Raw genomic sequence first — 25083 nt, forward strand, 5'->3', positions numbered from 1 at the left:
CAATTTGAACATATTTTATATCTTTTAAGGAGTGTGTTTCAATGGATATCCTCTGGCTTGAACAATCAGACGTTAAAACTGTTATTGATATGCTGCTAACTCTTTCTGCAGTAGAGAATGGTTTTCGGGAACATGGATTGAAAAAGGTACAGATGCCTCCAAAATCCTATCTTTATTTCAATGAACACAACGGTGACCTGCGTACAATGCCATCATTTATGGGGGAACAGGATATAGCAGGCGTTAAAATAGTCAATGTACATCCTGATAACAGGGAAAAAGGTCTTCCGACTGTGATGGCTGTCATCGTTCTCAATTCTACGGAAACCGGTGCTCCACTTGCTATTATGGATGGTACCTATATCACGGATATGAGGACTGGTGCTGCAGGTGGGGTTGCTGCAAAACATCTTGCACGCCCTGATTCCCATGTAGTGGGGATGGTAGGAACAGGTGGGCAGGCCCGAACTCAATTACTTGCACTTTCAGAGGTCATGGAGATAGAGGAAGTGAAGGTAACATGTAGAGATCTATCTCATTGCGATGCTTTTGAAAAGGATATGCGTGAGGTAGTAAATTGCAATTTTACAAAAAAAAGGAGCATAAAGGACGTGTGTGATTGTGATGTTCTGGTGACTACTACACCAGTGAGAGAACCTGTTGTAATGTCCGAGTGGATCCATGAAGGTACCCACATTAATGCCATAGGTGCCGATGCCATGGGTAAACAGGAATTGGATCCTGCTTTGTTGAAGAGGTCAAGGATAATTGTGGATGATATTGTCCAGGCATCGCATTCAGGGGAGATCAATGTTCCTCTGTCAAAAGGACTGATATCAGGATCTGATATCCATGCTGAGCTTGGTGAAGTGGTTGCAGGAGTAAAACAGGGAAGGCAGTCAGATGAGGAGATTACGATATTCGATTCCACAGGACTTGCTGTTCAAGACCTTGTGACTGCCAATATTGCTTATACAAAGGCTGTTGAAATGGGTATCGGAAAAAAGATAAAGTTATTCTAATATTCGGGTATAACGCAGGAGCAGGTAATTCATATACAAAAAAGAAAATAATCTTTTAAGTGGAGGAATCTGAAGAAGAATTTGAGACTGAAAATTTCTCAGAACTCATCAAATATACATTTCCTGGATACATCGTCGGCCTGTTTACGGGCGTATTGCTGGATGTGTATGGATATCAGCGCAGTCCAATCGGTCAGTGGCTGGTGCGTACCCTTGCAGGTGAGGGGGAAAGTATATTCGAGGGATTCTATTCCATACGTCAGCACTTCAAACCTAGCGCCCAGACAATGGCAGAAGCATACGGTTGGGGAAAACTCTTTGGGATTGCTGTTCCATGGGTTATTGACCTTGGAAGCCGGCTTGCGGGGGTTGATGTCTATGGTATCGAAGGATTCTACATACCTTTCTTCTATTCACTCAGCGACCAGATAGGAGCCAATATTTCAGGTCTGCTCTTTTTGAAGAGAAAGGAAGGCTCATGGGAGGTTGCTTTTGAAAGGTATGTCCATCATCCTGTTATGCTTGCAAGCCTTGCAGTTATATTCATTGTTCCAATAGGTCTTTTAAGTGCACGTTTTCTTGGTTTCAGTCCAACTACACAGACTTTCACTGCTTTTGAAGCAATTGCTGCGAACCTATGCTGGATACCGCCTCTTGTCGGATGGTTCAGTGAAAGAAGAAAGTAAAAATAATCAGTATACATTTTTTTAAATCTGCTAAATCTGGTAAAAATACATTTTTTACTACTGCTTAAAACCGGCCTATATCGGAAGTTCAACACAACCCTTAAGTACAGGTACGTCATACATATGTAGTGTCAGGGCTACATATGCTGGACATAACACTCTTGTACTTCAGGAAGGTGTAAAAATGAGAAAAACAACATCAATACTCCTTGCTGGTATGCTTATAGCAACCATTGCAGGGATAGGTATAGTAAGTGCAGCGGTCGATGAAACAGATGATACGACTTTCTTCGGACAGATGCACAGATGGGCAGCGAACAGAATGGGATATGGATACGATAACTGTCCTGCTTACGGGGTATATGCATCCGATGTAACAACAGTTGCTGAGCTTGAAGTCGGGACCGTTGATGAAGCTCTAGAGCTTGCAGAAGATGCAACTGGTCAGAATATAACAGAATCTAATGTCTATCAGATGGGCAGATGGTGGGTATTCAGTTATTCAGATGATGAAGGCACCATCACTCAGGGACGCATCGATGCATATACGGGTGAAGTCATTGATGATTTTTACACAAGTTCCACAAACCAGAGGTCACAGTACTATCAGAGTGGACGCAGCATGCGCGGCAGTGGATATGGTGGCTGTGGCGGAGCCGGATACAGATATTGATTATCATCCATGTGACTTAATAATCAGGTGTGGAAGGTCGAAAAGTAATAATACATCCCTTCCCATATACTCTTTATTAAAAATATAACTTTTTAGGGTGAATATAAAATGATGGGCAGTAGCATGTATGGTTATGGAATTTGGGGACTGCTTTTGAACATACTTGTCATGATTGTGATAGTCTGGCTGGCGTTTTCTCTGCTTAACAGGTCTGAGTTCGTAAGTTCCGGCAATAATGAACGTCTGGCAAGAATAGAGAAAGACGTAGAAGATATAAAGAAGACTGTGGAAGATATTAAGGAAAAGCTCGACGAGATCTGATCATTCAGTCTCCGCAAAAATTTATTCAAAAACAGGTGCAGGATTCCAGATGACAAAGACACTTCAGGAAATTACAGTCATAGGAGAAGCTATTTCGCATCCGGTCCGGTTAAAGCTACTGTACTTACTTTCAGAGAGGGAAAGATATGTGTACGAACTGGCCAAGGACCTGAACCTCTCACGTCAGGTTATACAGTTGCACCTGAAACGTCTTGAAAAAGCAGGGTTTGTCGAAAGTGACCTGAGACTTGAGGATGATGACATGCGTGCAAAGAAATTCTTCAAGCTCAAAAAATTTGATGTCGATATTGGAATAGATGACCTGTCTAAGATATTTGATTGAATCAAGGTTTAGACTTTATCATTCTGAAAACATCCCATAGAGCTATATTTGTTACATCGGTTACATTAAGACCTGCTTTTTTAATATTTTTCACAGTTTCACGGTTTATATTCACGCCAGTGATTGCCGTGGTCACTGGGTTAAAGAGGTCTTCAAAAAACGCTATTAACCGTTTCTCACTTTTCATATGCTCAAGGTTTATGACCGTACCTTCAGGTTTGCAGACACGTTTCATCCCTTCAAGTGCACCTATAGGTTCTGGAATAGAGCACAATACAAAAGTCGTCACCACAAAATCAAAGCAGTTGTCCTTAAATCCCATATGTTCTGCATCCATAAGGAAGAGGACAGCATTCTTTTTTCCAGCTGAGCGCTTTTTCGCATGTGCAAGCATCCCGTCACTTATATCTATTCCGACAACTTCACAGTCTTTTGGATAGTATCTTATATTCTTACCAGTCCCGACACCCACCTCAAGAACTCTCCCGGACATGTTGGCAAAGAGCTCTTTTCTCCATTTACTGTACCAGAAAAATTCGATCGGGATTTCCATGAGGTCATACAAGTAGGAGAAACGGTTGTATTTGGAAATGATTGACATACATTTTTCTTTGATTTTATTTGCTTAAACAATCTGTGTTCATCTTTGCTTAGTTAATATTCTATTTGTCTTTTTCAGGAAATACTTTCTGCATCTACATTTTCCTTAATGGACCTGCATTTACATCTGAGTCTTCTTTAAAAGCCCTCATATATCATGAGATATTAACTTTCAGAAGGAAGTATAAAGGAAGGATAGCATGGTCACGAAACAGGAAGAATTCTGGGCAAGGGATAATTTTCTGGTTATAACGGATGGTACGAAGCCTGCCATAAAATGGACAATAGATGAGCTCAAAAAAAGAGAAAAAACAGTTTGTGTACTGGATTTCTCCGATAAACCGGTAGAAGGCTCCATTCAGGAAATATCAGCGGTGCCAGATAGTGTGGAAAATGTTGTAATAGGGGTTACAAAAAGGGAACCTGCCAGAATCATTGAAAAAATGGCTGAAAGAGGCATCAGTGATTTCTGGGTACACTGGAAGACCGATACATGTGATGTCAATCATCTTGAATATGAACCCGGCCTGAACATAATCACTGGAAGATGTCCCATGATGTATCTTGGTAGCAGTGCAAGTATGCATGGTTTTCACAGGTTCGTTGCAAGGGCTCTTGGAAAGTACTGAAGGCTAACTTAGATTATAACAGACTTTAGCATCCTGCAAAAATATAATAAGAATGATAGCCTCATCTTAAGTGGAGTGAGGATTGTAGGATGGTAAATACTCTGTCCCATTTGGGTATCGGGCTTTTGATAGCATCAGTTGCAGGACTGAACAACAGGCAGGTAAAGATAGTTGCTTTCATGGCAATTCTTCCTGATCATGACTTCATACTGAATACGCTGTTACTTACGATTGACCAGAACCTGAGTCATGAGGCATACAATATTATGTATTACCTGATGGGTCATCGTGAGTTCATGCATTCCATTATTTTTGTCTCTTTTGTGACTATATATATATGGTTCAAAGAGAAGGACAGAACATTGACAATAGCTTCTGGTGTTGCAATATTCAGTCATATATATCTGGATTATGTCACAAGCTGGAAAATGAGACCTTTCTTCCCGTTTGTAACAGATTCTTCTACCGTAGGAGCAATTGATTTCTTCGATCCTGTTGTCACAATTATATCTTTTATACCTATTATTTACATTTTAGCAGAACATGCAAAAAATAATGGAAAGAACAAAAAGAATGGTATCAAAAAGATAAATGAGATCCTAAAAAACAGGAATAACTGGTTCAACGGGCTTTCAAAGGGTAAACACCAGGTATTTTACAGGAATCTTCTAATAATATTCACTATCTGGTGTTTGTTTAATCCTGTTGCAAAAGTATTGCTTGTAGACCATCTTGAAGAGCTTGAAGGGCATGATATAGGGTACCAGGGTTCTTATCCAATCTCTCCTGGTAAGTTCCTTTCAGCTTATCCTTACAATGACACACATTATCGAATATTCACTTCCAGTTACTGGGATGGAATAGAGAAAGTCACGTTTGTCCCAAAGTACCCTGACAATCAAAGTGAGTTCATGGAATATTTGTCAAGGGCTGAAACATTATACAAAAGCAGTCTTCCAGGAGAAATTGATTATCTGGTATACAATGTTTCTGCTTCACAGGATAATGTAACAGTGACTCTTAGCGATGCAAGGAACCCTTTTGCACAATATTGGGCTTACTTTAAAACAGAATACGTATTTATTTTCGAAGTAGATTCTGATAATTATCAAGTGTATTTGAAAAGGAATGCTAACCATGGTAAAGTCGTACCTGTGAGCCTGTTCGAATGAGCTTATGAACATAAAGTTCCGTATTAAGTACACGTTGATTCTATTCGTGTACATCTTTCTAAAAATACATACAAACTCCTTATATATAAGTTCACAATTTCTTTCAATTACAGTCAATATAAGGAGATTGTTATTTTGAGGGAAAATGAAAGCAATATGGTTATGGATATTAAAATCCATGAATTCGTTAACAAGGATACATGGCATCTGCATCTTGCCCTGCACGCAAACAATGTGTTGCTGGGGGTAGCATTTGCAAATCTTGGTAACTCTAAGTATGATAATGAAACAGTGATAGCTGCAATACAGAGCCTTAAGAATGAATATTACAAAGCTATTGGTTCTCCAATGAGGTACAAGGACGGAAAACTCACATTCTTGCCTGCAGATCCTGGTTTAATAATAAAAGAGTCACATAAGCACCCTGAAATGGAGTTTGCACATGTTTCTAATACAGATAGATCAGTGGCTTTATCACATTAATATGGATGCTGGTAACAACGATCCCCTCAGATAAATGCATCTTCTTGCATTAATAACTTGTTTGCTTTCAACACGCCAGCATTTATATTTTCTTTAAAGAAAGCAAGCATCCAATTTTATTTTTAATCTTAATTTGTAACTATTCAGCCTGATAAAAACGCTATCAATAACAATCTTGACAAAAAGTTGAAACGTAAATTTCATTAGGATCATTTATTTTGATTGTTGCTATTGATTGCTTTTTTGATTGTTAGATTGTTAGTGAGCAGACATCTCTATTTCGATGAAATCAGTACCAATAGGCAAATCGTGCCAGGCTGAATAGTTACCTTAATTTTATTGTAACTATTCAGCCTGATAAAAACACTATCAATAGCAATCTTGACAAAAAGTTGAGACCTACATTTTATTAGGATCATTAATTTTGATTGTTGCCATTGATTGCTTTTTTGATTCTTAGGTTGTTAGTGAGCAAACATCTCCGTTTTGATTAAATCAGTATCAATAGGCTAATTGTGGTAGGCTGAATAGTTACATTTTATTCTTTTATTTTCAGTTCCATCTGGCACAATACTTTTAATATTGTACTTTTATAGTTAATTTTAGGAGGAGTTGGACAATGCTGGATGACGATGAATTAGATGATTTGATAATTGCAAGACCTTCTGAAAGGGAACGTGTAAAAGCTGAGCATGAGGTAATACATAAAGCAGCTTCACATCCGGTAAGAAGACAACTCATAAAAGAAATAGGGGCTTTTGGAGCCACAAAGGCGAACCTTCTTGAAAGTTCAGGACTTGATGAGAAAGTCTTTAAGTACCATACTGAATTCCTGATAAACGGGGAGTTTCTGAATATCAGCGAAGACAAGTATTTTTTAAGTGACAAAGGGCTTGAACTTTTGGCTAATATCTAATAGGCAGGAGGTTGCCAGATGATTGATAGGATGGCTTCAAGAGTTGTATTAATTTCATCCATTTCCATTTTCTTCTTATTTATGCTTACATCTGGTTGTCTGGAGGACTCTCGGGAAGAGATCAATATTTCTGGAGAAGCAACGGAGTTTGAGGGGATGGAACTCACTCCCATCTCAAAGCAACGTAACAATGGCATTGAAGGTACCCAGTACATAGATCAGGACACGTATGAACTCCGTGTCTATGGACTGGTAGACGAACCTCTTAATTTTACCTATGACCAGTTAGTTGCTTATCCTTCAGAAACAAGATTCGTGCGTATGGATTGCGTTGAGGGTTGGGGATTCGATGCGAAATGGACAGGTGTGACTTTGAATACGCTGTTTAATGAAACCGGCATCGATAGTAGTGCAACCACCGTTATTTTTTATTCAGCTGATGGCTACTCCACAGGACTTGAACTTGATTACCTTGTGGTAAACGACATTATGCTGGCTTATGAGCTCAATGATATCGTATTGCCTGCAGACAGGGGATTTCCTCTTCAGCTCGTTGCAGAAGTAAAATATGGTTACAAATGGGCCAAATGGATAACAGCCATTGAGGTCACTGATGAACCCTACAAAGGTTACTGGGAAAGTGTGGGATATAGTAATAATGCAGATGTTGGCGGACCTGCCTTTGAGAGATGATAATTGTATCATCTTTTTCATTTTTCTTTCTGAATAATTATTTTCAGGACAAAACGTTAATCTACATAAGCCATAAATATAGCTCCAATGGATAGTATCATCTCAATAAACGGTCTTTCGAAGAGCTTTGGTCATAGAAAGGCACTGAATAATATTCACCTTGAGATTGGAAAAGGTGAATTTGTTGCCATATTTGGTCCAAACGGTGCAGGGAAGACCACTCTTCTTAAGGTGATATCCACAATTATTGAACCTACCAGGGGAAATGTGCTGATCAATGGGATTGACAACAAAAAAGACCCTTCTAAAATCAGGGGGATGATAGGCGCAATTTCCCACGAAACATATCTCTATGATGAGCTTACAGCAAGGGAAAATCTGATTTTTTTCTCACGTATGTACGGTATTGAAAAAAGTATGATCGATGAAAGGATTGACGAGATCCTGAAGAGTGTCAATCTCCTTCAGCGTGCTGACGAGAGAGCCGGCTCATTTTCACGGGGAATGAAACAGAGGCTTTCAATTGCACGAGCCCTGTTACATCGTCCTGAAATTCTGCTGATGGATGAACCCTACACTGGTCTTGACCAGCATGCGGCTGCAAATTTTGAACGTGTCCTCATGAATACTGGAAATTCAGATGTAACCCGGATAATGATTACCCATAATATTGAAAGAGCTTTTGAGTTATGTGACCGCATGCTCATTATGGACAGAGGAGAGCTACGTTTCGATAAATTAAAAAAAGATGTTGCAAGTGTAGCAGAGTTTAGGGAAGAGTATCTTTCCATAGTCGAAAAGGATATGGACGTCGAGGGTACCAGCAACTTTTAGGATAGCAGGATTGGTGGGATAGATGCTGAAAAGTCTCCATATAGCAGCAAAGGACCTGAAGGCTGAATTCAGGACAAAGCAGATGCTCAACTCGATGGTTATTTTTTCCGTGCTGGTGATAGTTATCTTCAGCATTTCCTTCGGTGACTTGCTTGGCCAGAAGGAAATTGTTGACAGGCTTGCTCCGGGTGTGCTCTGGATAGCCTTTGTATTTGCAGGAACACTGGGACTCTCACGCTCATTTGCAGGTGAGATGGAAAACGGATGTCTTGAAGGTTTGAAACTCTCACCCATTGACAGAAGCTCTATCTATATTGGAAAGACAATATCAAGTGCAATACTAATGTTCATGGTTGAGTTACTCACAATCCCTATTTTCATTGTACTTTTCAACTACAATATAACTGGTATTCTGGGACTTGCAATAGTTATCTTCCTGGGAACCTTTGGTTTTGTGAGTGTGGGAACTCTGTTATCAGCACTCTCGGCCAGCACAAGGGCAAGGGAAATAATGCTCCCTGTGCTTCTGCTTCCTCTTATCATCCCGGTTATAATTCCTGCGGTAATGGCAACAGGAAAAGTACTTGTGGATGGAGATATCGGAAATATAGGTTCAGAAATACGATTGCTTCTGGTATATGATCTCATCTTCTTTGTTGTCGGCCAGCTTGTGTTTGAATATACCATAATGGACTGAAACTATCAGTTCAGACTGGAATACAGGATGTATGAAAAGCATTTAAACCAGGAGTTTTAATAAGGCAGAGGAACAATCATGCTCATTGACAGGAAAAAAGAGAGAATAATTGCAGCCATCACATTCCCTGTTATGCTAATTGCCATATGGATGGTCTTTTTTTATGTGCCCCAGATGAAGGGAAATGCCGGTGAGGTGCTTGACAGTAGTTTTAAGATCTTCTATTTCCACCTGTCAATTGCAATGGTGGCATACCTGTCATTCACAGTGGTTTTTATTGCCAGTATAATGCAGCTTAAGGCAAACAGCAGGAAATGGGATATGATCGCGCTTTCCTCTGCCGAGGTTGGAGTAGTGTTTGCATTCCTGGTACTTGTCACAGGATCCATATGGGCAAAGGCCACATGGGGATGGTATTGGATATGGGATACCAGGCTTACGACATCCCTTGTATTGCTGTTGGTGTATCTCGCATACCTCATGCTCCGCCAGGCCATTGAAGAGCCTGAAAAAAGAGCCAGGCTTGCAGCAGTGTTCGGAATTGTTGGTTTTGTATCGGTGCCTTTGAGCTTCTTTTCGGTAAGGCTCTGGCGTTCAGCACACCCTCTCATGTTCGGAGGATCTGCTTATGGAAGCAGTGGCGGGGGACTTGAAGGAACTTCACTACGTCTCACACTTATGGTCAATATGTTGGCCTTTGCGCTGTTATTTACATCAATGCTTGTCTACAGGGTGAACAACGAAGCCCTAAAGGAAGAGCTGGATGAAGCAAAGTATAAGTCTGCATGAGGCTAAGAAAAGATATAAGCCAAAGACTTCAATAATCTATTATGTTGTTTGAACCGATATCATTGTGTGGAATGGAGGTCTCGAATCGTTTTGTACGCTCGGCAACCCATGAATGGATGGCTGAACCGGACGGGACTCCTACTGAGAAGATAGGGGACATTTACGAGGAACTCGCAAGAAACGAGACAGGGGTAATTATCACTGGCTATGCTTATGTGAATCCGAAGGGAAAAAGCGATCATTTACAGCAGGGCATTTACGATGACAGGTTTATCGAAGATTACAGGAAGATAGTTTCCAGGGTTCACGAGCATGGGAGCAAGATCGTAGTACAGATCATGCATGGTGGCAGGCAGACCATGTTAAGTGCCAAAACTCCAATTATGCTTGCACCTTCAGCCGTTACAAATAAAAGAAACGGTGTAACTCCCGAGGAAATGACAGAAAAAGAAGTTCTGGAAACCATAGATGATTTTGCCAATGCTGTAAGAAGAGGGAAGGAGGCCGGTTTTGATGGTGTACAATTACACTGTGCCCACGGTTTTTTGCTCAGTAATTTTATTTCTCCCTACACAAACAGACGCAAAGACAGGTGGGGTGGCTCAACAGAAAAAAGGACACAGGTAATCCTGGATATCATCACAAGAATACATGAGATGATTGGAGATGATTTTCCGATCCTTGTCAAATTGAATGCTACCGATGGATTCCCAAAAGGCAAGAAAAACGTCCTTGATGCTCCAGAATCCATAGAGATTGCAAAGATCCTGGCCGAAAATGGTGTGTGTGCAATTGAGGTAAGCGGAGGTACTGCAGAAGCAGGTGATGAGCTGTTCAGAACAGACATTGACTCACAGGAAAAAGAGGCTTACTACAAGCAGTACTCCAAAATGATAAAAGAAGCTGTTGATGTGCCGGTTATAGTAGTAGGTGGCATACGTTCTAAGGCTGTTATGGAGCAGATGCTTGCAGAAGAGTATGCAGATATGGTATCCCTGTGCAGGTCGCTCATATGTGAACCTGACCTTGTTGCAAAAATAAGGAATGGTGAAACAGAGATTGCAAAATGTGTATCCTGCAACCTGTGTTCTGATGAGAGCGGCATAAAATGCAATTATGATTTTGGCAACTGAAGACAGTTGTATGAGGGATCAAGCTTTCGCAGGAACTCTACAAGGTGTGTGTGGTCTTTTATGACCATATCCGCCTGCTGGAATTTTTCCGGGTCAAGGTAGGTTGGTATTGCTACACAACACAAGCCTGCCTTTTTCGCAGCCTCCACACCCATGGGGGCATTTTCTATTACAATACCTTCATGACTGGAAATTCCAAGCATTTCCACTGCTTTGAGATATGGGTCAGGTTCCGGCTTTCCACGTTCCACATCATCGGCAGTTACAATCCCTTTAAATATCCCTGGGTACTGGGAGCTGATAATGTCATTAACAATTGGTTTGTCGGAACCCGACACAACAGCAAGGTCAAATTTCTCCTTCAGGACATTAAGGCATTCCTGCATGCCGTCAAAGACCTTAAGCTCCACTATCCTGTTAAACTCGGAAATATATCTCTCCACAATATCTGATATGTCATAATTTGATGCATTACCAGTCCCTTTATCGAGCAGGAATGCAACGATGTCCACGGTTCTTTCTCCTTCTCTTTCAAAGATATCCTGTTGATCCATTTCCACGCCTATCTCATCAAAGATATGCTGGACCGCTTCCGCATGATATGACATTGAATCCACAAGCACACCATCCATATCGAATATTACTGCCTTTAACAAATCATCACCATTGGGAGAAAGCATCGGTCAGCATTCTATAAACCATTTTTGTCCTCTTTGGATGACCAGTATGCAGCCAGTGCAGAGCCCATGATGTTATGCCAGATACTGAATAAAGCACCGGGAAGAGCTGCAAGGGGTGTGAAATACTTAGCTGCAAGAGCCACACTCAATCCTGAATTCTGCATCCCGACTTCTATTGCCAGGGTTCTTGCATCCTTCTCATCAAGTCCCAGTGTTTTTGAAATGAAATAACCGCTTGCAAATCCAAATCCATTATGGAGGATAACTGCAATCATTACAAGTTTTCCGGCAACAAGGATATTCTCTTTATTCAGGGCAATGATAATAGCAATGATAAACACGATTGTGGCTACTGACAATGCCGGGAAAGCATGCCTGAATCTTTCAATATGTTTATCGAAGAGCGTATTAATGATGACTCCAAGCGCTACCGGGACAAGTACTATCTTTACAATGCTCAGCATCATGTTCCCTACTTCTACCGGTACTGCCTGCCCGATATAAAGCCATGTAAGTGCAGGTGTCAGGAAGAAAGCCAGTAATGTGGAAACAGAGGTAAGTGTTATTGAAAGTGCCACGTCTCCCTTTGCAAGGTAACAGATGACATTTGAAGCTGTACCTCCGGGACAGGATCCCAGCAGTACCATTCCTGCCATGATCTCAATCGGGAGATTAAGCAGATAAGAAATGATGAAGGCAATGAGTGGCATGAGTATGTACTGCATGGCAGTTCCAAGGGCTATAACACGAGGTCTTTTGAGAACAAGTAGAAAATCGTTTGCTGAAAGTGTGATTCCCATTCCAAACATTACAATCCCAAGCAGAGGAGTTATGGCATTTTTATAAGGGGAAAATACAGATGGGTAGGCAAAGGCTATTATTGAGAAAATAATTGCCCACAGGGGGAAAAGGGAGTTGAATCGCTTTATCATTATCTATTCCTGAAAGCTGGATTTTAAATAACTACAACTTGAGCATGTAATTTGGAACTGATAATATAAATAGTACAGTTCCTTATTAGTTGAATCATGAGACTGGATGCATACCTTGTGGAAATGGGCTATTTCAAGTCGAGGGGCAGGGCAAAAACCGCTATACTTAATGGCAATATCAAAGTAGACAATACCATTGTAAAAAAACCTTCCAGGGATATCAGTGCAGATGCTGAGGTTGATGTGGAGGAAGGGCTTGATATGCCCCGGGGTTATTTCAAACTCAAAAAGATACAGGATGCCACAGGTCTGATCGAAAAGGGTGACCGGGTACTGGACCTTGGTTCAAGTGCAGGAGGATTTTTGATGCTGGCATCTGAGATAGCATCTTCTGTTAAAGGTGTGGAATTCAGCAGGGATTTCAGCACGGAACTCGAAAAAGTAGTCGATGAAAAAGAAAATATTTCTGTCATGTTCGGAGATGTATTTAAGGTTCCACTGGAAAAGATGTCACCTGAAAAGGTCGATGTGATACTCAGTGATATGACACTTGAACCTCTGGATTCTCTGGCAGCTCTTGAAAGGGTGTTGCCACTATTGAGGGATAAAGGGAAACTGCTTCAGGTAATCAAGATGGGAAAGCAGAAGAACAGCAAACCTATTCTTGCAAAGGCAGAAGCAATGGGACTGAAAATCATCGAGGTTCTGGAATCTGAAAAGCAGGAGATATATATCATTGCACAGAAAGTTGTGTAATCCGGGTAAGACTGGGAGATGAATTTAAGGTTAAAATAAAGATTAAATTGAGATGAACATGTCATACCGTATACTTGGGGAAGGAAAACCTGTCAGGTTGTTTGTGGCAGGTCTGCACGGGAAAGAATGGAAGGATACTTCAGACATCCTTGAGAACATAGAAGCTCCCAAGAAGGGAACTCTGGCAGTTATTCCTCTTGTGAATAAAGGTAACTATGTCTCTACACTGGATGATAACTATTTTACTGAAATCGGGATGCCTATAATAGAGGCTGTGGAAGAACTCAAACCTGAAGTCTATATTGAAATTCACTCTTATTCTGCGCAAAATATTGGAAAACTCACAGGGGCTGAAAGGCTGGACCGTGTAGGTGTGCCGGCATTCAGCAGGCTTGATCATGATGTGCTTCTGGGTTCTGTTGCACCATACATTCGCAGGAAGTATTTTCCTCAGGATGCACTCTGCCTGACTTTTGAGATACAGAAAGGAAATACCCTTTCGAAACAGTATGCAACAAGCATTATAAACAGAATGAAGGAATTCACATCCAGAGATGAGTTCCTCAGCTGTATGTTTGAACGATATCCAAAACAGGCAAGGAAAGCTATTGAGGATTATAAGAATTTCTATGGTTTATCAGATGATGAAATTTAGTCCTATAAAAATTTTGACTTGCAAATATAAAAGTATGATTGAAAGAAAAACGATTGTATTTCAATAACAATGTTAATAAAAACGTAACTATTCAGCCTGACTGTTTTAATGATGCAAAAAACAATATACTATGGCTTCATTCTATGTGTTAAAAAATATTCAGTAAAATATCATAAAAAACGTCTATCAATCTGAGGGGATTTGTATAGACCGCGAAGAAATACTTGCAGTTTATGAAGCTGGTCCAGAAGCAGTAGTAGAACTTGTAACTCGATTACTTGGGATAATTGAACATCAATCTCTCCAAATTGCACAACTTGAAGAGCGTGTCAGGCATTTGGAAGAAATGCTTGAAAAGAATAGTCGCAACAGTAGCAAACCACCTTCTACTGATTCTTATGCACGGAATAAACCAACCGTTAAAAGTCAAAGAAAAAAGACCAATAAGCATGTAGGTGGTCAAAACGGTCATCCTGGTACTACATTAAGAATAAATGATGATCCGGATGAAGTTATTGTTCATCCTGTTAATCAATGCGTCAATTGTGGGAGATCGTTAGCTTCTGTTCCCTCTGACTATGAAAGAAGACAGGTCTTTGACATTCCTCCTATAACTATCAATTGCATTGAACATCGTTGCGAGATTAAAACATGTCCCAAATGTTCTCATGTAAACAAAGCTCTTTTTCCAGATGGTGTAACTCAGCCGACTCAATACGGTCATCGAGTTAAGTCATTTGCAGTTTATTTGCACACTTACCAATTACTTCCTTATCAGCGTGTTACCAAGTTGTTCTCTGATATTTTGGGATGCAAGATAAGTCCTGCTACTTTGGTGAACACGGAACGTAGTTGTTTTGAGAAGCTTGGAGCTTTTGAAAATACAGTGAAACATCTCCTGAAAGAATCTCCTGTCATCAATCTGGATGAAACAGGAATGAGAATAAATGCAGTTCGTAATTGGCTTCATGTGGCAGGTACAGACAAACTGACCTATTATTTTGCACATCGCAAAAGGGGCTCAGAAGCAATGGATGCTATGGGCATATTACCAGGTTACACTGGTGTTGCAACACATGATTTTTGGAAACCGTACAACAAATATGAATGTCAACATTCATTATGTAATGCACATTTATTACGAGAGTTAACTGGAGCTTCCGAAAACAGGGATCAACAGTGGCCAAAGATAATGAGTGATCTCTTGATATGCATTAAACATCATGTTGATAATGATCTTTTAGATACTGAGCTAATTCAAAGGTTCAGTGAGGATTATGATCACATAACTTGTTTAGGAGTGAATGAAAATCCTCCTGATCCGGAATCAAATGTGCGGTCTAAAAAACGAGGACGTAAGAAGCAGACCACGGTAAAGAATTTGCTGGATAGGTTTATTGGCCATAAAGAGGATATCTTGCGATTTATGTACGACCAAAACGTTCCGTTTGATAACAATCAGGCTGAAAGAGATATCAGAATGACGAAAGTACAGCAGAAGATATCAGGTACTTTCCGCAGTGAACAGGGTGCAAAAAATTTCTGCCGTATAAGAGGATACGTGTCTACTGTTAATAAGAATTCTGAATCTGTTATCGATGCAATTAGTGCAATATTTTATGGCAATTCATTTGTTCCAAAGTTGCAGAATTGATCGTGGATGAAGAAATCAGCTTGATGGAAGTGAGCTAGGCTGAATAGTTACATAAAAACTTCTCATGGCAGATACTTTGATCATGCCATGAGGGAATAATATACCATCATTGTAGCAGCAAGTCCGGTCAGCATCGTGGCAAATTTCGTTAGATCTATATTGTTGTTGTAGTAGTGTTCTGTCATGATTTATCATGATATACAAGTGCATCACTCTATATAAGTGTATGGGTTATATGTCATGATTAATCATTCATTATATGTGAGTGATCTCTAAAAGAATGTATGTGGATAAGTAATGAAAGGACGGTTAACTATCTACTCTCATTTCTGTTTTCTGTTCCTAAGGGCTGCAATAAATACGATGACAATCCCTGTAATAATTGTAAATCCTGGGGTAGTACGAACTTCCATATTCTCTGTTTCTGGTTCAGGTTCTTGAGTATATTCAGACGTTGACAACATCATTTCTTCATCTCCTATCCTTTCCCCAGCTTTAAAGCCTACAATACTAAAGATTGAAAAGCCAGGTGTTTGGGTGGTGAGGTATATCAATTCATCATCTTCATCGACATGGATGGTTGGAAGGTCATCCCATTGATCATCATGATATCTTGTCATGCGTATTGTGGATGTATCCATTTTATTCACCGCTGCCCATTCCTTACTGACCCTGAAATGGATGTTGATATTGTCAGCACTGTCTGTCGAGATTGTACCTTCATTTCCTACATTTATACTTATGAGCTTATAAGAAGTGCCTGGAGGGGAAAATACTCCATCAGGTGTATCTTTGAGTACATCTACTCTGGCCATAACAAGGCCTTTGTTGTTCTTTGAATCAAAGGTTATTCCTGTAATTGGTGTATTACTCTCAGAGAAATTAAATTCAACTTCAGCACCGTTATTAACTCTTATTATTGATGAGGTCGTGGTTTCCATGACTTTTTCTTTTTGGTCTGGAGCAGTTTGTTCAGAGCTTTCGGAGTTACTATTCGATGGAATTGGTGAGGGAGGTGAATTCACTGTAATTGTTGTCGATGTGCTGTTAGATAATCCCCTTGCACTAACAGTAAGTGTTGCAGTATATATTCCGGAATTGGTGTATTCATGTGTGGTACTAACTGCTGATTCATCCGTTGTATTACACCATTGTCCATCACCAAATGACAGGTTCCACATAGTTGGGCCATCTGTAGATTGATCTGTGAATGCAACATTTAGCGGTGCAATTCCTGATGTTGTATTTGTTGTGTAATCAGCTTCAGGTAAGATTGGTACCATTGAAAATTCTATTGCAGGATTGGATCCATTAATAGTGACCATCTGATATGCAGGTGTTTCATAGAAATCTTTTACCACAGTTATGTTGTATGTTCCGACTTCAAGTACCAGAGTTGTGTTGGTCTGGATGGCCTGTTTAGCTTCATCTACATATATTATAGCATCTGGTATGGAAGAATTGACTGAAAGAAAACCTGGCTTCAAAACAGTGGCATATTTGAGTGTCATCTCGGTACTGTCGTAATAACTAATGGCTACTTCATCTGTCGAATTAAAAGCAAGGGATGTGTATCGTCCGACATCACCAATGCTATCAACTGTTTCAGTCTTCCATCTGTTGCCATTGTAATAGGTATACTTAAGATCTCTGTTAGTGACATCGTAATAGCTTATTGCTGGTTTATCTTGCAAATCAAATGCAAGAGATGTGTATTGTCCAACGTATCCGCTGTTGTCTATTGTTTCTACATTTCATTGGCTGCCATCGTAATAAGCAAATTTGAGATGGTTGTTAACACCAGCATCAAGATAGCTTATTGCTGGTTTATTTTCAGAATCAAATCCAAGGGATGTATATTGTCCAACGTAGCCATTGCTGTCAATTGTATTCACATTCCATGTGTTGTTATCATAATAAGCATATTTGAGGCTATAGTTCGTGTTGTCCTCATAACTTATTGCTGGCTTATCTGTCAGGTCAAATGCCAGCGAAGTGTATAGTCCAACATCACCACCATTGTCTATTATATCAATCTGCCATCCATTATCATCGTAATGGGCATATTTGAGAGTCCCGTTTGTGTCATCATGGTAACTTATTGCTGGATTATTTGAGCAGTCAAATGCAAGAGATGTGTATCTTCCAACATTGTCTACGCTATCAACAATCTGCATTTTCCATTGGTTGCCATCGTAATAAGCATATTTGAGGTCTCCATTATTGTTATCGTAATAACTTATTGCTGGTTTATCTGCCAGGTCAAATGCAAGGGAAGTGTAGTATCCAACAGATTCATTGTTATCAATTGTTTCAATGATCCATTGGTTGCTGTCATAAAAAGCATATTGAAGATTTCCATTTGTGCTATCGTAATAACTTATTGCTGGTCTGTCTGCTGAATCAAATGCAAGGGAAGTGTAGTATCCAACAATGCTATTGTTGTCAACTGTTTCCACATGCCAGGATGATGCAGTGGCAGATGTTGATAGTAAAATTAATGACAAGAATATAATGGCTGGAACTCGATATTTTTCCAACATGATGCATTTTAAGGATGACATTCAAGTTGAATATTATATTTACATATATAAATAATGTCTTCATTATTTATTTAAAAATACTCACATAGTCTATTTTTTTCTAAACATTGCACATTTAGACTGGAAACTATTGAATAAAGCAGATGCATAGTAAGTTATATTTTTTTACTTGATTGTAACTAATTTATTTAAATTATCACTGCATATGTGGAACTATGGAGTAAATTTATTTTTAAATTGACAAGAAATATTAAAAACAGAAAAGCATCGGAGGAAAGATAATAGTTATTATGACAGAACTTCAGATCACGCCATGATAGCTGAAAAGAGAGTAGTATGCAAGCATTGCAACTGCAAGTGTAGTCAGCATCGCGGCAAGGTTTGTGAGATCCGTCTTGTTTTGGTAATATTCTGTCATGATTTATCATGATATACAAGTTATCCATTGGATATAAACGTTTCTGTTATATATAATGATTAATCATCTCAATATGTAATCTCTGATTAAACTATGGTAGAACACTAAAGTATGCCCGGTTATTAAAAATCGTTTTTTCAGTAGTGAATCAAAAACAAGTTTCAGGGATAAGGTCTAAACAACAAATTAAAATGATTAAAAAAGCAATAAAAAAGAAGCTATAAAGAGGTCTTAAACCTCTTTACATCATGCCACTCATATCGTAATTGTGGATGTTGTGCTCAGGCGCTACATCCATCATGGCCTGTTCCCTGGCACGGAGCATGTCATCCACACGCAGGATCATGACAGCCACTTCGGAAGCTGATTTAATCGCCTGGGTCTTGACCCTGAGAGGATCGACAATACCCATGTTAAGCATGTCGTCGACTTTCCCGGTGGCAATGTTGATTCCTCCGTATTTTACATTACCATGCGCTGCACGCAGCTCCAGCAGGGTATCAATAGCATCGAATCCACAGTTTTCTGCAATAGCCCTTGGGATCTCTTCAACAGCAGATGCAAAAGCATTGATTGCCATCTGTTCGCGTCCTTCGACAGATGCTGCATAGGTTTTTAATGCCTGTGCCACCTCTATCTCAGATGCGCCACCACCAGGTACTATCTTTCCATCTTCATACACTGCCGCTACTACGTGCAATGCATCATCAAAGACACGCTCGACATTGTCCGTAACATGTTCTGAACCGCCCTTGATGAGGATGGTCATTGTCTTTGAGTTCTTGAATCCTTTGATATAGGTCTTCTCTTCATGCAGGTCTTCCTGCTCCACAAGTTCAGCAAAGCCAAGGTCTTCTGATGTAATGTCCTGCACGTTTCTTACAAGTGCGGCACCGGTAGAGTGGGAAAGTACTTCCATATCCTCATCCTTTACACGCCTGGTTGCATAAACACCGGCTTCCTTGAAGAAGTGGAATGCATAGTCGTCCATGTTCTTTGAGCAGAACACAACATTTGCACCGGTGTCAATGATCTTCTGGATCATCTGCCTGAAATTAGCCTTTTCCTGTTCCTTGAAATCTAAAAGCTGCTCAGCACTATCCACATGCAACTTGGACTTGGTTGCGGTCTTACTGAATGCCATTTCAGTATCAATAAGCGCAATTTTCGCATTCTCTATCCTGTGTGGCATCTCAAGGTGCAGGGCTTCCTTCCTGATAGCAATACCGTTAATGAGCTCGGTATCATTGATGGTTCCGCCGATTTCCTTTGCTATTACAATATCGTCATCAACGTTGACCTTACCTTCATTCTCAACGGCATAAACAGCATCCACGCATATCTTTGCAAGGTGAGCACTTGCCATTTCAGATGCCTTGCCGGTTATAGAGGTCAATGCTATCTTTTCAAGCATTTCCCTGTCTGTCTTATCTACTGTGATGGCATAATCATTGAGAATACTTAGAGCCTTCTCGGTTGCCATCGTGTAACCTTTAACAAGAACTATTGGATGAACGCCTGTCTCTATGAGCTTCTGTGCCTTCTCAAGCAGAGCACCAGCCATTACCACTGCACTGGTTGTACCGTCACCTGCTATTTTTTCCTGAGTCTTGGCTACTTCCACGACCATTTTTGCTGTGGGATGTTCTATGTCCATCTCATCAAGGATAGTTGCACCATCATTAGTAAGAGTGATATCTCCCATGATGTTCACAAGCATCTTGTCCATTCCCTTGGGACCAAGAGTTGACCTTACTATCTTTGCAACTGCCTGCGCCGATGCAATGTTAACTGATAACGCATCTTTTCCAGTAGTCTGTTCTTTACTTGGATCGATAATTACTACAGGCTGATCGCCATATTGTCCTGCCATGCTTCCAGATCTCCAATAACCAAATTAAATGAATGTCATTACATTAAGTATGAGTGAAACTAACTGTGAGTGGTTCTATAAAAACATTGCGAGTCTTGCCTTTGTTTGCTATCATTCTATTATCGTTCTTAAAGCATTTAACCCATAAAGGCATATTTGCGGACTATGCTTACATTCATAGGACTGGGTCTTTTTGATGAAAAAGATATCTCTGTAAAGGGACTTGAGGCCGTAAGAAACGCAGATATGGTCTTTGTGGAATTCTATACCTCCCGTTTGATGGGTAGTACTATAGAAGAACTTGAAACGCTCTATTGCAAACCAATCCATGTGCTTTCCAGGGAAGATGTGGAGATATCTCCTAACTGGCTTGCTGAGGCGCAGGAAAAGAATGTCGTCTTCCTTACAGGCGGGGATACCATGGTCTCTACGACCCATGTTGACCTGCGCCTTCGTGCAAAGGATATGGACATTAATACACGACTCATACATGGCTCATCTATTGCTTCAGCTATCTGTGGTCTTTCCGGTCTGCAGAATTATCGATTCGGAAAAGCATCCACCGTACCTCACCCATATACCAGTATCCGTGGAAATACTATAATTTCCGAAACACCGTACGATACTATTAAGCTTAACAAGGAACACGATATGCACACCCTGATCTTTCTGGATATAGACAAGGACAAGGGTTATATGACGGTTAATCAGGCATTAGGACTTCTCCTTGAGATCGAGAAGAGGCGGGGAGAAGGGGTTATGGAAAATGCCATTGCTGTTGGTATTGCCAGGGCAGGTTCTGATGAACCTATTGTCAAGGCCGGATATGTGCGTCATCTTCAGGAGGAAGACTTTGGTGAACCATTGCACATACTTGTTGTCCCTGCATCACTTCATTTTATAGAAGCTGAAGCATTTGTCAAGCTCTTAGGTGCACCACAGGAAATATTGGATGAACTTGATGACTGAGGGAAGATATAATAATACATAATAAACATAAAAGAAAAGACCATGAAATTGAGGGATGAAAAATGGTAAGAGGTTCAGTAGGCATAATTTTTGGAGAAACCGGAACCTTTGAGTTCAAAGTAATGGTTTTTGATAGCTCAAAAGTGTACAGGGGCGCATATGTTAAAGTCTGGCATGATGCTTCTTCAGATGAGAAAGATCACACATGGGTTCTTGGTCAGGTAATGGCAATCAAGAGATACAGTGATTCATTTTCTATTGAAGAGGCAATGAAAGGACAACGTGCGGACAAAAGTGATGACAAGATAGTCGCTGAGGTCATGATAATTGGTTCAAGGGATGAGACTGGAATGCTCAGGTCACCTGTAATACCATTCAGTCCGGGAAGTCCTATATTTTCAGCTGATGAAGGGCTAACAAGGTCTGTGCTTGGACTTACAGGCAATGAAATGAATATCGGTCTGCTTGAAGGAACGAATATCAAAGTGCAACTTAGTGTCAACAGCCTTGTACAGAAACACTGCAGTATACTGGCAAAGACCGGCAGCGGTAAATCCTATACAGCTTCAGTTCTGCTTGAAGAGTTGCTTGATCAGAATATTCCGCTCCTTATTATAGACCCGCACAGTGAGTACTCTTCCTTAAAAGTTCCCGGAGAGGCTGCAAAAGAGGATTTTTCACGCTTTGGCGTAGCTCCTAAAGGGTATGGATCCAAGATCAAGGTATACACACCCGCAAGCAAATCCTTAAATCCGGATGTAGATGATCTTTTCAGGTTGAATGGGATGAATCTCACGGTCAAAGACCTAACCTCTATCTTCCCTGATAATTTTTCAACCACACACACTGGAATATTGTATGAAGCAATACAAAAAATACGTTCCGAAATGGAAACTTACACTATTGAAGATATAATATTTGAAGTTGGTAACGATAAGAGCAAAGCCAAGTGGAATGTGATAAGTGTTCTTGAACAGATAAGAGACACAGGCATACTCTCTCCTAATCCGACGTCTATTGAGGAATTGTTCCAGAAGGGAAAAGCATCCGTCATTGATTTCAAGGGAGTTACACCTGAATTGCAAAGCATGATAGTTGCAAGTTTGTGTACCAGTCTTTTTGAGGCACGCAAGCTGAATCGGATTCCACCGGGAATGCTTGTTGTAGAAGAAGCTCATAACTATGCCCCTGAAAAAGGATTTAGTAAGACCACAAGTACTGATATTCTCAGGACAATAGCGTCCGAAGGACGAAAATTCGGTCTTGGTATGATGGTAATTTCCCAGAGGCCTGCGAGGATAGATAAGAACGTACTTTCACAGTGCGGTACTCAGGTCATCATGAAAGTCACAAACCCCAATGACCTCAAGGCTATAAGCAAGGGTCTTGAAGGAGTTACTTCCTATGTAGAGGAAGAGCTCATGCGTCTGCCGCCGGGGGTTGCCATGCTGGTTAGTAATGAGATAGAAAGACCTGTGCTTGTGGACATCAGGATCAGAAAGTCAAAGCATGGTGGTGAGTCCGTAAACGTGCTAAAGGCGGCAAGAACGGTGACTCCTCCTCCACCAGCAGAAATGCTTGCTGAGAAACACGAGGCATCACGACCGGCTCCTGTTCGTAGACCGATGCCAGAGCTTCAAACTTCGGCGAGTGTACCTGAACCGGAGATTATGATGGATGTGCCGGTTGTAGATGTGCCAATTATAGATCTACCAGTTGTAAATATGCCTGAGCCGACTTCTAATATCGCTCCACCTCCAAAGAGGCAACCTTCCAGGAAACCTACGGTCGAGAATGAAAGTGAAGGCGGAGGCAAATTATTCAAGAAGTTGTTTGGGGCGAACAGATAATTAACTATGAGCACTGTTGAGGCAAGTATAACATGGCTGCTGACCTGAATGAAAAAGTTAAGAGATATGAAAGACTATTAAGGGAAGCACTTGAAAAGGCGAAATTTGCCCCAATACCTCAATCTCATATGTATAAAGCTGCCAGTGACTATCATAATATGGCAAGCTCATACTATAATGACGGTCTTCACTTTGTTAAGTGTGATGATCCTGTCAATGCGCTTGTCTGCTTTAGTTATGGGCATGCATGGCTTGATGCGGGAGCAAGACTTGGTCTTTTCGATGTTGATGACGACGTGTTATTTACTATATGAATATAGATTTATTTGAAGAAGAAATGAAGTATAAACTGGAGATATCTAATGTCAAATTATCATGTTACACTTGAAGCTGCCTGGTTGGTAAGGGATGTAAAAACAGCCGATGATGCCATCGGCGTTGCTATTTCAGAGGCAGGAAAACGCCTCAATCCTAAACTCGATTATGTTGAAGTGGATATCGGGACCACTTTCTGTCCTTCCTGCAAAGAACCTTTTTCCAGTGTTTTCCTTGCAGCTAATACAGCAATTGTGGGACTTGTTCTTGAGATGAAGGTCTTTGATGCCGAAAGCGAGGAACATGCCGCAAGAATATCCAAATCTGTTATCGGAAGGGCACTCAGGGATGTACCCCTGGATGTCGTGGATGTACAGCCCTTCGATGAATGATTAGAATGGGATTAACATGGACAGAGTAATCTCGGTTGTAGGTCACGCAGCTATTGATCTCCTTTTTGATGTTGAGAATATAGCGATACACAACGAATCCCAGCCAATTATTGATTATCATGAGTATTACGGAGGGGGAGCTGCAAATATTGCAATCGGTATTGCAAGGCTTGGCGGTAACTGCCAGTTGATCTCAGCGGTCGGAGGAGATTTTGCAGCCTCAGGATATGAAGCTGAACTGGAAAACCACGGAGTTGATCTGTCACTTCTCTATCGCTTCAAAAGCGAGAAAAGTACCAGGGCTTTTGTGTTCACCGACAGGGAACACCATCAGAGTACCTATTTTGACTGGGGCGCTTCAAAGCACCTGCAGGAACTGGAACCTCCGGCTGTTGACTTTGTGCACCTGGCTACATCAGACTCAACCTACAACGCAGGGATAGCAAAAAAAGCCGGTTTCGTTTCCTTTGATCCCGGACAAGACCTTGTGACATACTCCAAAGAAAACCTTGAGAGCATACTTGAGAACACGAATATGCTGTTCACCAACAAACATGAGATTCAGCGTGTCTGTGACATGACAGGGAAGTGCTTTGAGGACATACTGGCTATGATAGAGACAGTTATTGTAACCTACGATGCAGAAGGCAGCATTATCCACAATGGAGGAGAGGCAATCTCGATCCCCGTAGTAACGGTAAAAGCGCTTGATCCTACTGGCGCAGGTGACGCATACAGGGCAGGATTCCTGCTTGCATATATCCGCAATTACCCAATTGAGATCTGCGGCAAAATCGGTTCCACTGTTGCTTCATTTGCTGTGCAGAGCATTGGCTGCCAGACCGACCTGCCAACCTGGGATGTCATGAAGGCAAGATATGAGCAGAATTTTGGTAAGTTTCCTGAAAGTATATAAGCTATTTTTATGATGCAGCTAGTATTGTATCAAGAAATTTAAGTGTTTGTAGTCATGCCATTAAACAAAATTTTAATGGGAATTCAGATTTCCGATCTGGCATGAACACAATCACCCCTTTTTGTTTTTTGTGGTAAGC

The 25083-nt window shown here is 40.7% G+C and carries 28 protein-coding genes; 22 read left to right on the plus strand and 6 right to left on the minus strand.

Annotated features, from left to right (window positions below; all coding sequences use genetic code 11):
- Positions 1-41: 41 nt before the first annotated feature.
- The 5 genes from ala (at position 42) to V7O67_RS07455 (ending at position 3045) form a co-directional block, all read left to right on the plus strand.
- On the plus strand, positions 42-1022 hold the full coding sequence (gene ala, locus V7O67_RS07435; protein ID WP_342305477.1) for an alanine dehydrogenase: 981 nt from the start codon (positions 42-44) through the stop codon (positions 1020-1022).
- A 59-nt stretch (positions 1023-1081) separates the two neighbouring features.
- Positions 1082-1708 carry a hypothetical protein gene (locus V7O67_RS07440; RefSeq protein ID WP_342305476.1) on the plus strand — a complete coding sequence of 209 codons (627 nt, stop codon included), beginning with the start codon at positions 1082-1084 and terminating at the stop codon, positions 1706-1708.
- Positions 1709-1892: 184 nt separating this feature from the next.
- Positions 1893-2381: a hypothetical protein gene (locus V7O67_RS07445; RefSeq protein WP_342305475.1), complete on the plus strand. Its 489-nt coding sequence runs from the start codon at positions 1893-1895 to the stop codon at positions 2379-2381.
- Between the two features lie 108 nt (positions 2382-2489).
- A complete protein-coding gene (locus V7O67_RS07450) occupies positions 2490-2702 on the plus strand; it encodes a hypothetical protein (RefSeq protein ID WP_406671358.1) in 213 nt (70 codons plus the stop codon).
- Positions 2703-2751: 49 nt separating this feature from the next.
- Positions 2752-3045 (plus strand): ArsR/SmtB family transcription factor, encoded by a 294-nt coding sequence (locus V7O67_RS07455; RefSeq protein ID WP_406657195.1) that lies wholly within the window; start codon positions 2752-2754, stop codon positions 3043-3045.
- A gap of 1 nt (position 3046) precedes the next feature.
- Here V7O67_RS07455 and V7O67_RS07460 read toward each other — a convergent pair whose 3' ends face one another.
- The gene (locus tag V7O67_RS07460; protein ID WP_342305471.1) at positions 3047-3646 is read right to left on the minus strand and encodes a class I SAM-dependent methyltransferase; all 600 of its coding nucleotides are present in this window, start codon (positions 3644-3646) and stop codon (positions 3047-3049) included.
- A 199-nt stretch (positions 3647-3845) separates the two neighbouring features.
- Here V7O67_RS07460 and V7O67_RS07465 point away from each other — a divergent pair, with 199 nt between their 5' ends.
- The 9 genes from V7O67_RS07465 to V7O67_RS07505 all read left to right on the plus strand — a co-directional run bounded on the left by V7O67_RS07465 (position 3846) and on the right by V7O67_RS07505 (position 10991).
- Entirely contained in the window at positions 3846-4274 is a 429-nt protein-coding gene (locus V7O67_RS07465) for a hypothetical protein (protein WP_342305470.1), read from the plus strand.
- Positions 4275-4363: 89 nt separating this feature from the next.
- Positions 4364-5446, plus strand: coding sequence for a metal-dependent hydrolase (locus V7O67_RS07470; protein ID WP_342305469.1), 1083 nt, complete (start codon positions 4364-4366; stop codon positions 5444-5446).
- Positions 5447-5581: 135 nt separating this feature from the next.
- Positions 5582-5929: a hypothetical protein gene (locus V7O67_RS07475; protein ID WP_342305468.1), complete on the plus strand. Its 348-nt coding sequence runs from the start codon at positions 5582-5584 to the stop codon at positions 5927-5929.
- A 619-nt stretch (positions 5930-6548) separates the two neighbouring features.
- Positions 6549-6845 carry a hypothetical protein gene (locus V7O67_RS07480; RefSeq protein ID WP_342305467.1) on the plus strand — a complete coding sequence of 99 codons (297 nt, stop codon included), beginning with the start codon at positions 6549-6551 and terminating at the stop codon, positions 6843-6845.
- An 18-nt stretch (positions 6846-6863) separates the two neighbouring features.
- The gene (locus V7O67_RS07485; protein WP_342305466.1) at positions 6864-7538 is read left to right on the plus strand and encodes a molybdopterin-dependent oxidoreductase; all 675 of its coding nucleotides are present in this window, start codon (positions 6864-6866) and stop codon (positions 7536-7538) included.
- Between the two features lie 87 nt (positions 7539-7625).
- Positions 7626-8372, plus strand: a complete 747-nt coding sequence (locus V7O67_RS07490; RefSeq protein ID WP_342305465.1) for an ABC transporter ATP-binding protein — start codon at positions 7626-7628, stop codon at positions 8370-8372.
- A 22-nt stretch (positions 8373-8394) separates the two neighbouring features.
- On the plus strand, positions 8395-9069 hold the full coding sequence (locus tag V7O67_RS07495; protein WP_406671359.1) for a heme exporter protein CcmB: 675 nt from the start codon (positions 8395-8397) through the stop codon (positions 9067-9069).
- 78 nt (positions 9070-9147) lie between these two features.
- Positions 9148-9858, plus strand: coding sequence for a cytochrome c biogenesis protein (locus tag V7O67_RS07500; RefSeq protein ID WP_406671360.1), 711 nt, complete (start codon positions 9148-9150; stop codon positions 9856-9858).
- 41 nt (positions 9859-9899) lie between these two features.
- Entirely contained in the window at positions 9900-10991 is a 1092-nt protein-coding gene (locus tag V7O67_RS07505; protein WP_406671361.1) for an NADH:flavin oxidoreductase, read from the plus strand.
- Here the strand turns inward: V7O67_RS07505 and V7O67_RS07510 are convergent.
- Entirely contained in the window at positions 10973-11647 is a 675-nt protein-coding gene (locus V7O67_RS07510) for an HAD family hydrolase (protein ID WP_406671362.1), read from the minus strand. The genes V7O67_RS07505 and V7O67_RS07510 overlap by 19 nt on opposite strands.
- A gap of 35 nt (positions 11648-11682) precedes the next feature.
- Positions 11683-12603: a bile acid:sodium symporter family protein gene (locus tag V7O67_RS07515; RefSeq protein WP_342305460.1), complete on the minus strand. Its 921-nt coding sequence runs from the start codon at positions 12601-12603 to the stop codon at positions 11683-11685.
- A gap of 96 nt (positions 12604-12699) precedes the next feature.
- Here V7O67_RS07515 and V7O67_RS07520 point away from each other — a divergent pair, with 96 nt between their 5' ends.
- The 3 genes from V7O67_RS07520 to tnpC all read left to right on the plus strand — a co-directional run bounded on the left by V7O67_RS07520 (position 12700) and on the right by tnpC (position 15668).
- Positions 12700-13359, plus strand: coding sequence for an SAM-dependent methyltransferase (locus V7O67_RS07520; RefSeq protein WP_342305459.1), 660 nt, complete (start codon positions 12700-12702; stop codon positions 13357-13359).
- 58 nt (positions 13360-13417) lie between these two features.
- On the plus strand, positions 13418-14014 hold the full coding sequence (locus V7O67_RS07525) for a DUF2119 domain-containing protein (protein ID WP_342305458.1): 597 nt from the start codon (positions 13418-13420) through the stop codon (positions 14012-14014).
- 205 nt (positions 14015-14219) lie between these two features.
- Complete coding sequence (gene tnpC / locus V7O67_RS07530; protein WP_406671410.1) at positions 14220-15668, plus strand: IS66 family transposase; 1449 nt, start codon at positions 14220-14222, stop codon at positions 15666-15668.
- A 323-nt stretch (positions 15669-15991) separates the two neighbouring features.
- Here tnpC and V7O67_RS07535 read toward each other — a convergent pair whose 3' ends face one another.
- From V7O67_RS07535 to thsA, 3 genes are all read right to left on the minus strand, one after another.
- Complete coding sequence (locus V7O67_RS07535; protein ID WP_342305457.1) at positions 15992-17362, minus strand: PGF-pre-PGF domain-containing protein; 1371 nt, start codon at positions 17360-17362, stop codon at positions 15992-15994.
- A gap of 60 nt (positions 17363-17422) precedes the next feature.
- Positions 17423-18175, minus strand: a complete 753-nt coding sequence (locus tag V7O67_RS07540; RefSeq protein WP_342305456.1) for a hypothetical protein — start codon at positions 18173-18175, stop codon at positions 17423-17425.
- 695 nt (positions 18176-18870) lie between these two features.
- A complete protein-coding gene (gene thsA, locus V7O67_RS07545) occupies positions 18871-20502 on the minus strand; it encodes a thermosome subunit alpha (RefSeq protein ID WP_406671363.1) in 1632 nt (543 codons plus the stop codon).
- A 165-nt stretch (positions 20503-20667) separates the two neighbouring features.
- On the opposite strand from thsA, the gene dph5 reads away from it, so the two are divergent.
- From dph5 to V7O67_RS07570, 5 genes are all read left to right on the plus strand, one after another.
- Positions 20668-21471, plus strand: coding sequence for a diphthine synthase (dph5, locus tag V7O67_RS07550; RefSeq protein WP_406671364.1), 804 nt, complete (start codon positions 20668-20670; stop codon positions 21469-21471).
- Between the two features lie 62 nt (positions 21472-21533).
- On the plus strand, positions 21534-23321 hold the full coding sequence (locus V7O67_RS07555) for an ATP-binding protein (protein WP_342305453.1): 1788 nt from the start codon (positions 21534-21536) through the stop codon (positions 23319-23321).
- Positions 23322-23353: 32 nt separating this feature from the next.
- Positions 23354-23635 carry a DUF357 domain-containing protein gene (locus V7O67_RS07560; RefSeq protein WP_342305452.1) on the plus strand — a complete coding sequence of 94 codons (282 nt, stop codon included), beginning with the start codon at positions 23354-23356 and terminating at the stop codon, positions 23633-23635.
- A gap of 48 nt (positions 23636-23683) precedes the next feature.
- Entirely contained in the window at positions 23684-24028 is a 345-nt protein-coding gene (locus V7O67_RS07565; RefSeq protein ID WP_406671365.1) for a DUF555 domain-containing protein, read from the plus strand.
- 16 nt (positions 24029-24044) lie between these two features.
- On the plus strand, positions 24045-24944 hold the full coding sequence (locus V7O67_RS07570) for a carbohydrate kinase family protein (RefSeq protein WP_406671366.1): 900 nt from the start codon (positions 24045-24047) through the stop codon (positions 24942-24944).
- Positions 24945-25083 lie beyond the last annotated feature (139 nt).

Source organism: Methanolobus sp. ZRKC4 (assembly GCF_045291305.1).
In the GTDB taxonomy this organism is placed as follows: Archaea; Halobacteriota; Methanosarcinia; order Methanosarcinales; family Methanosarcinaceae; genus Methanolobus.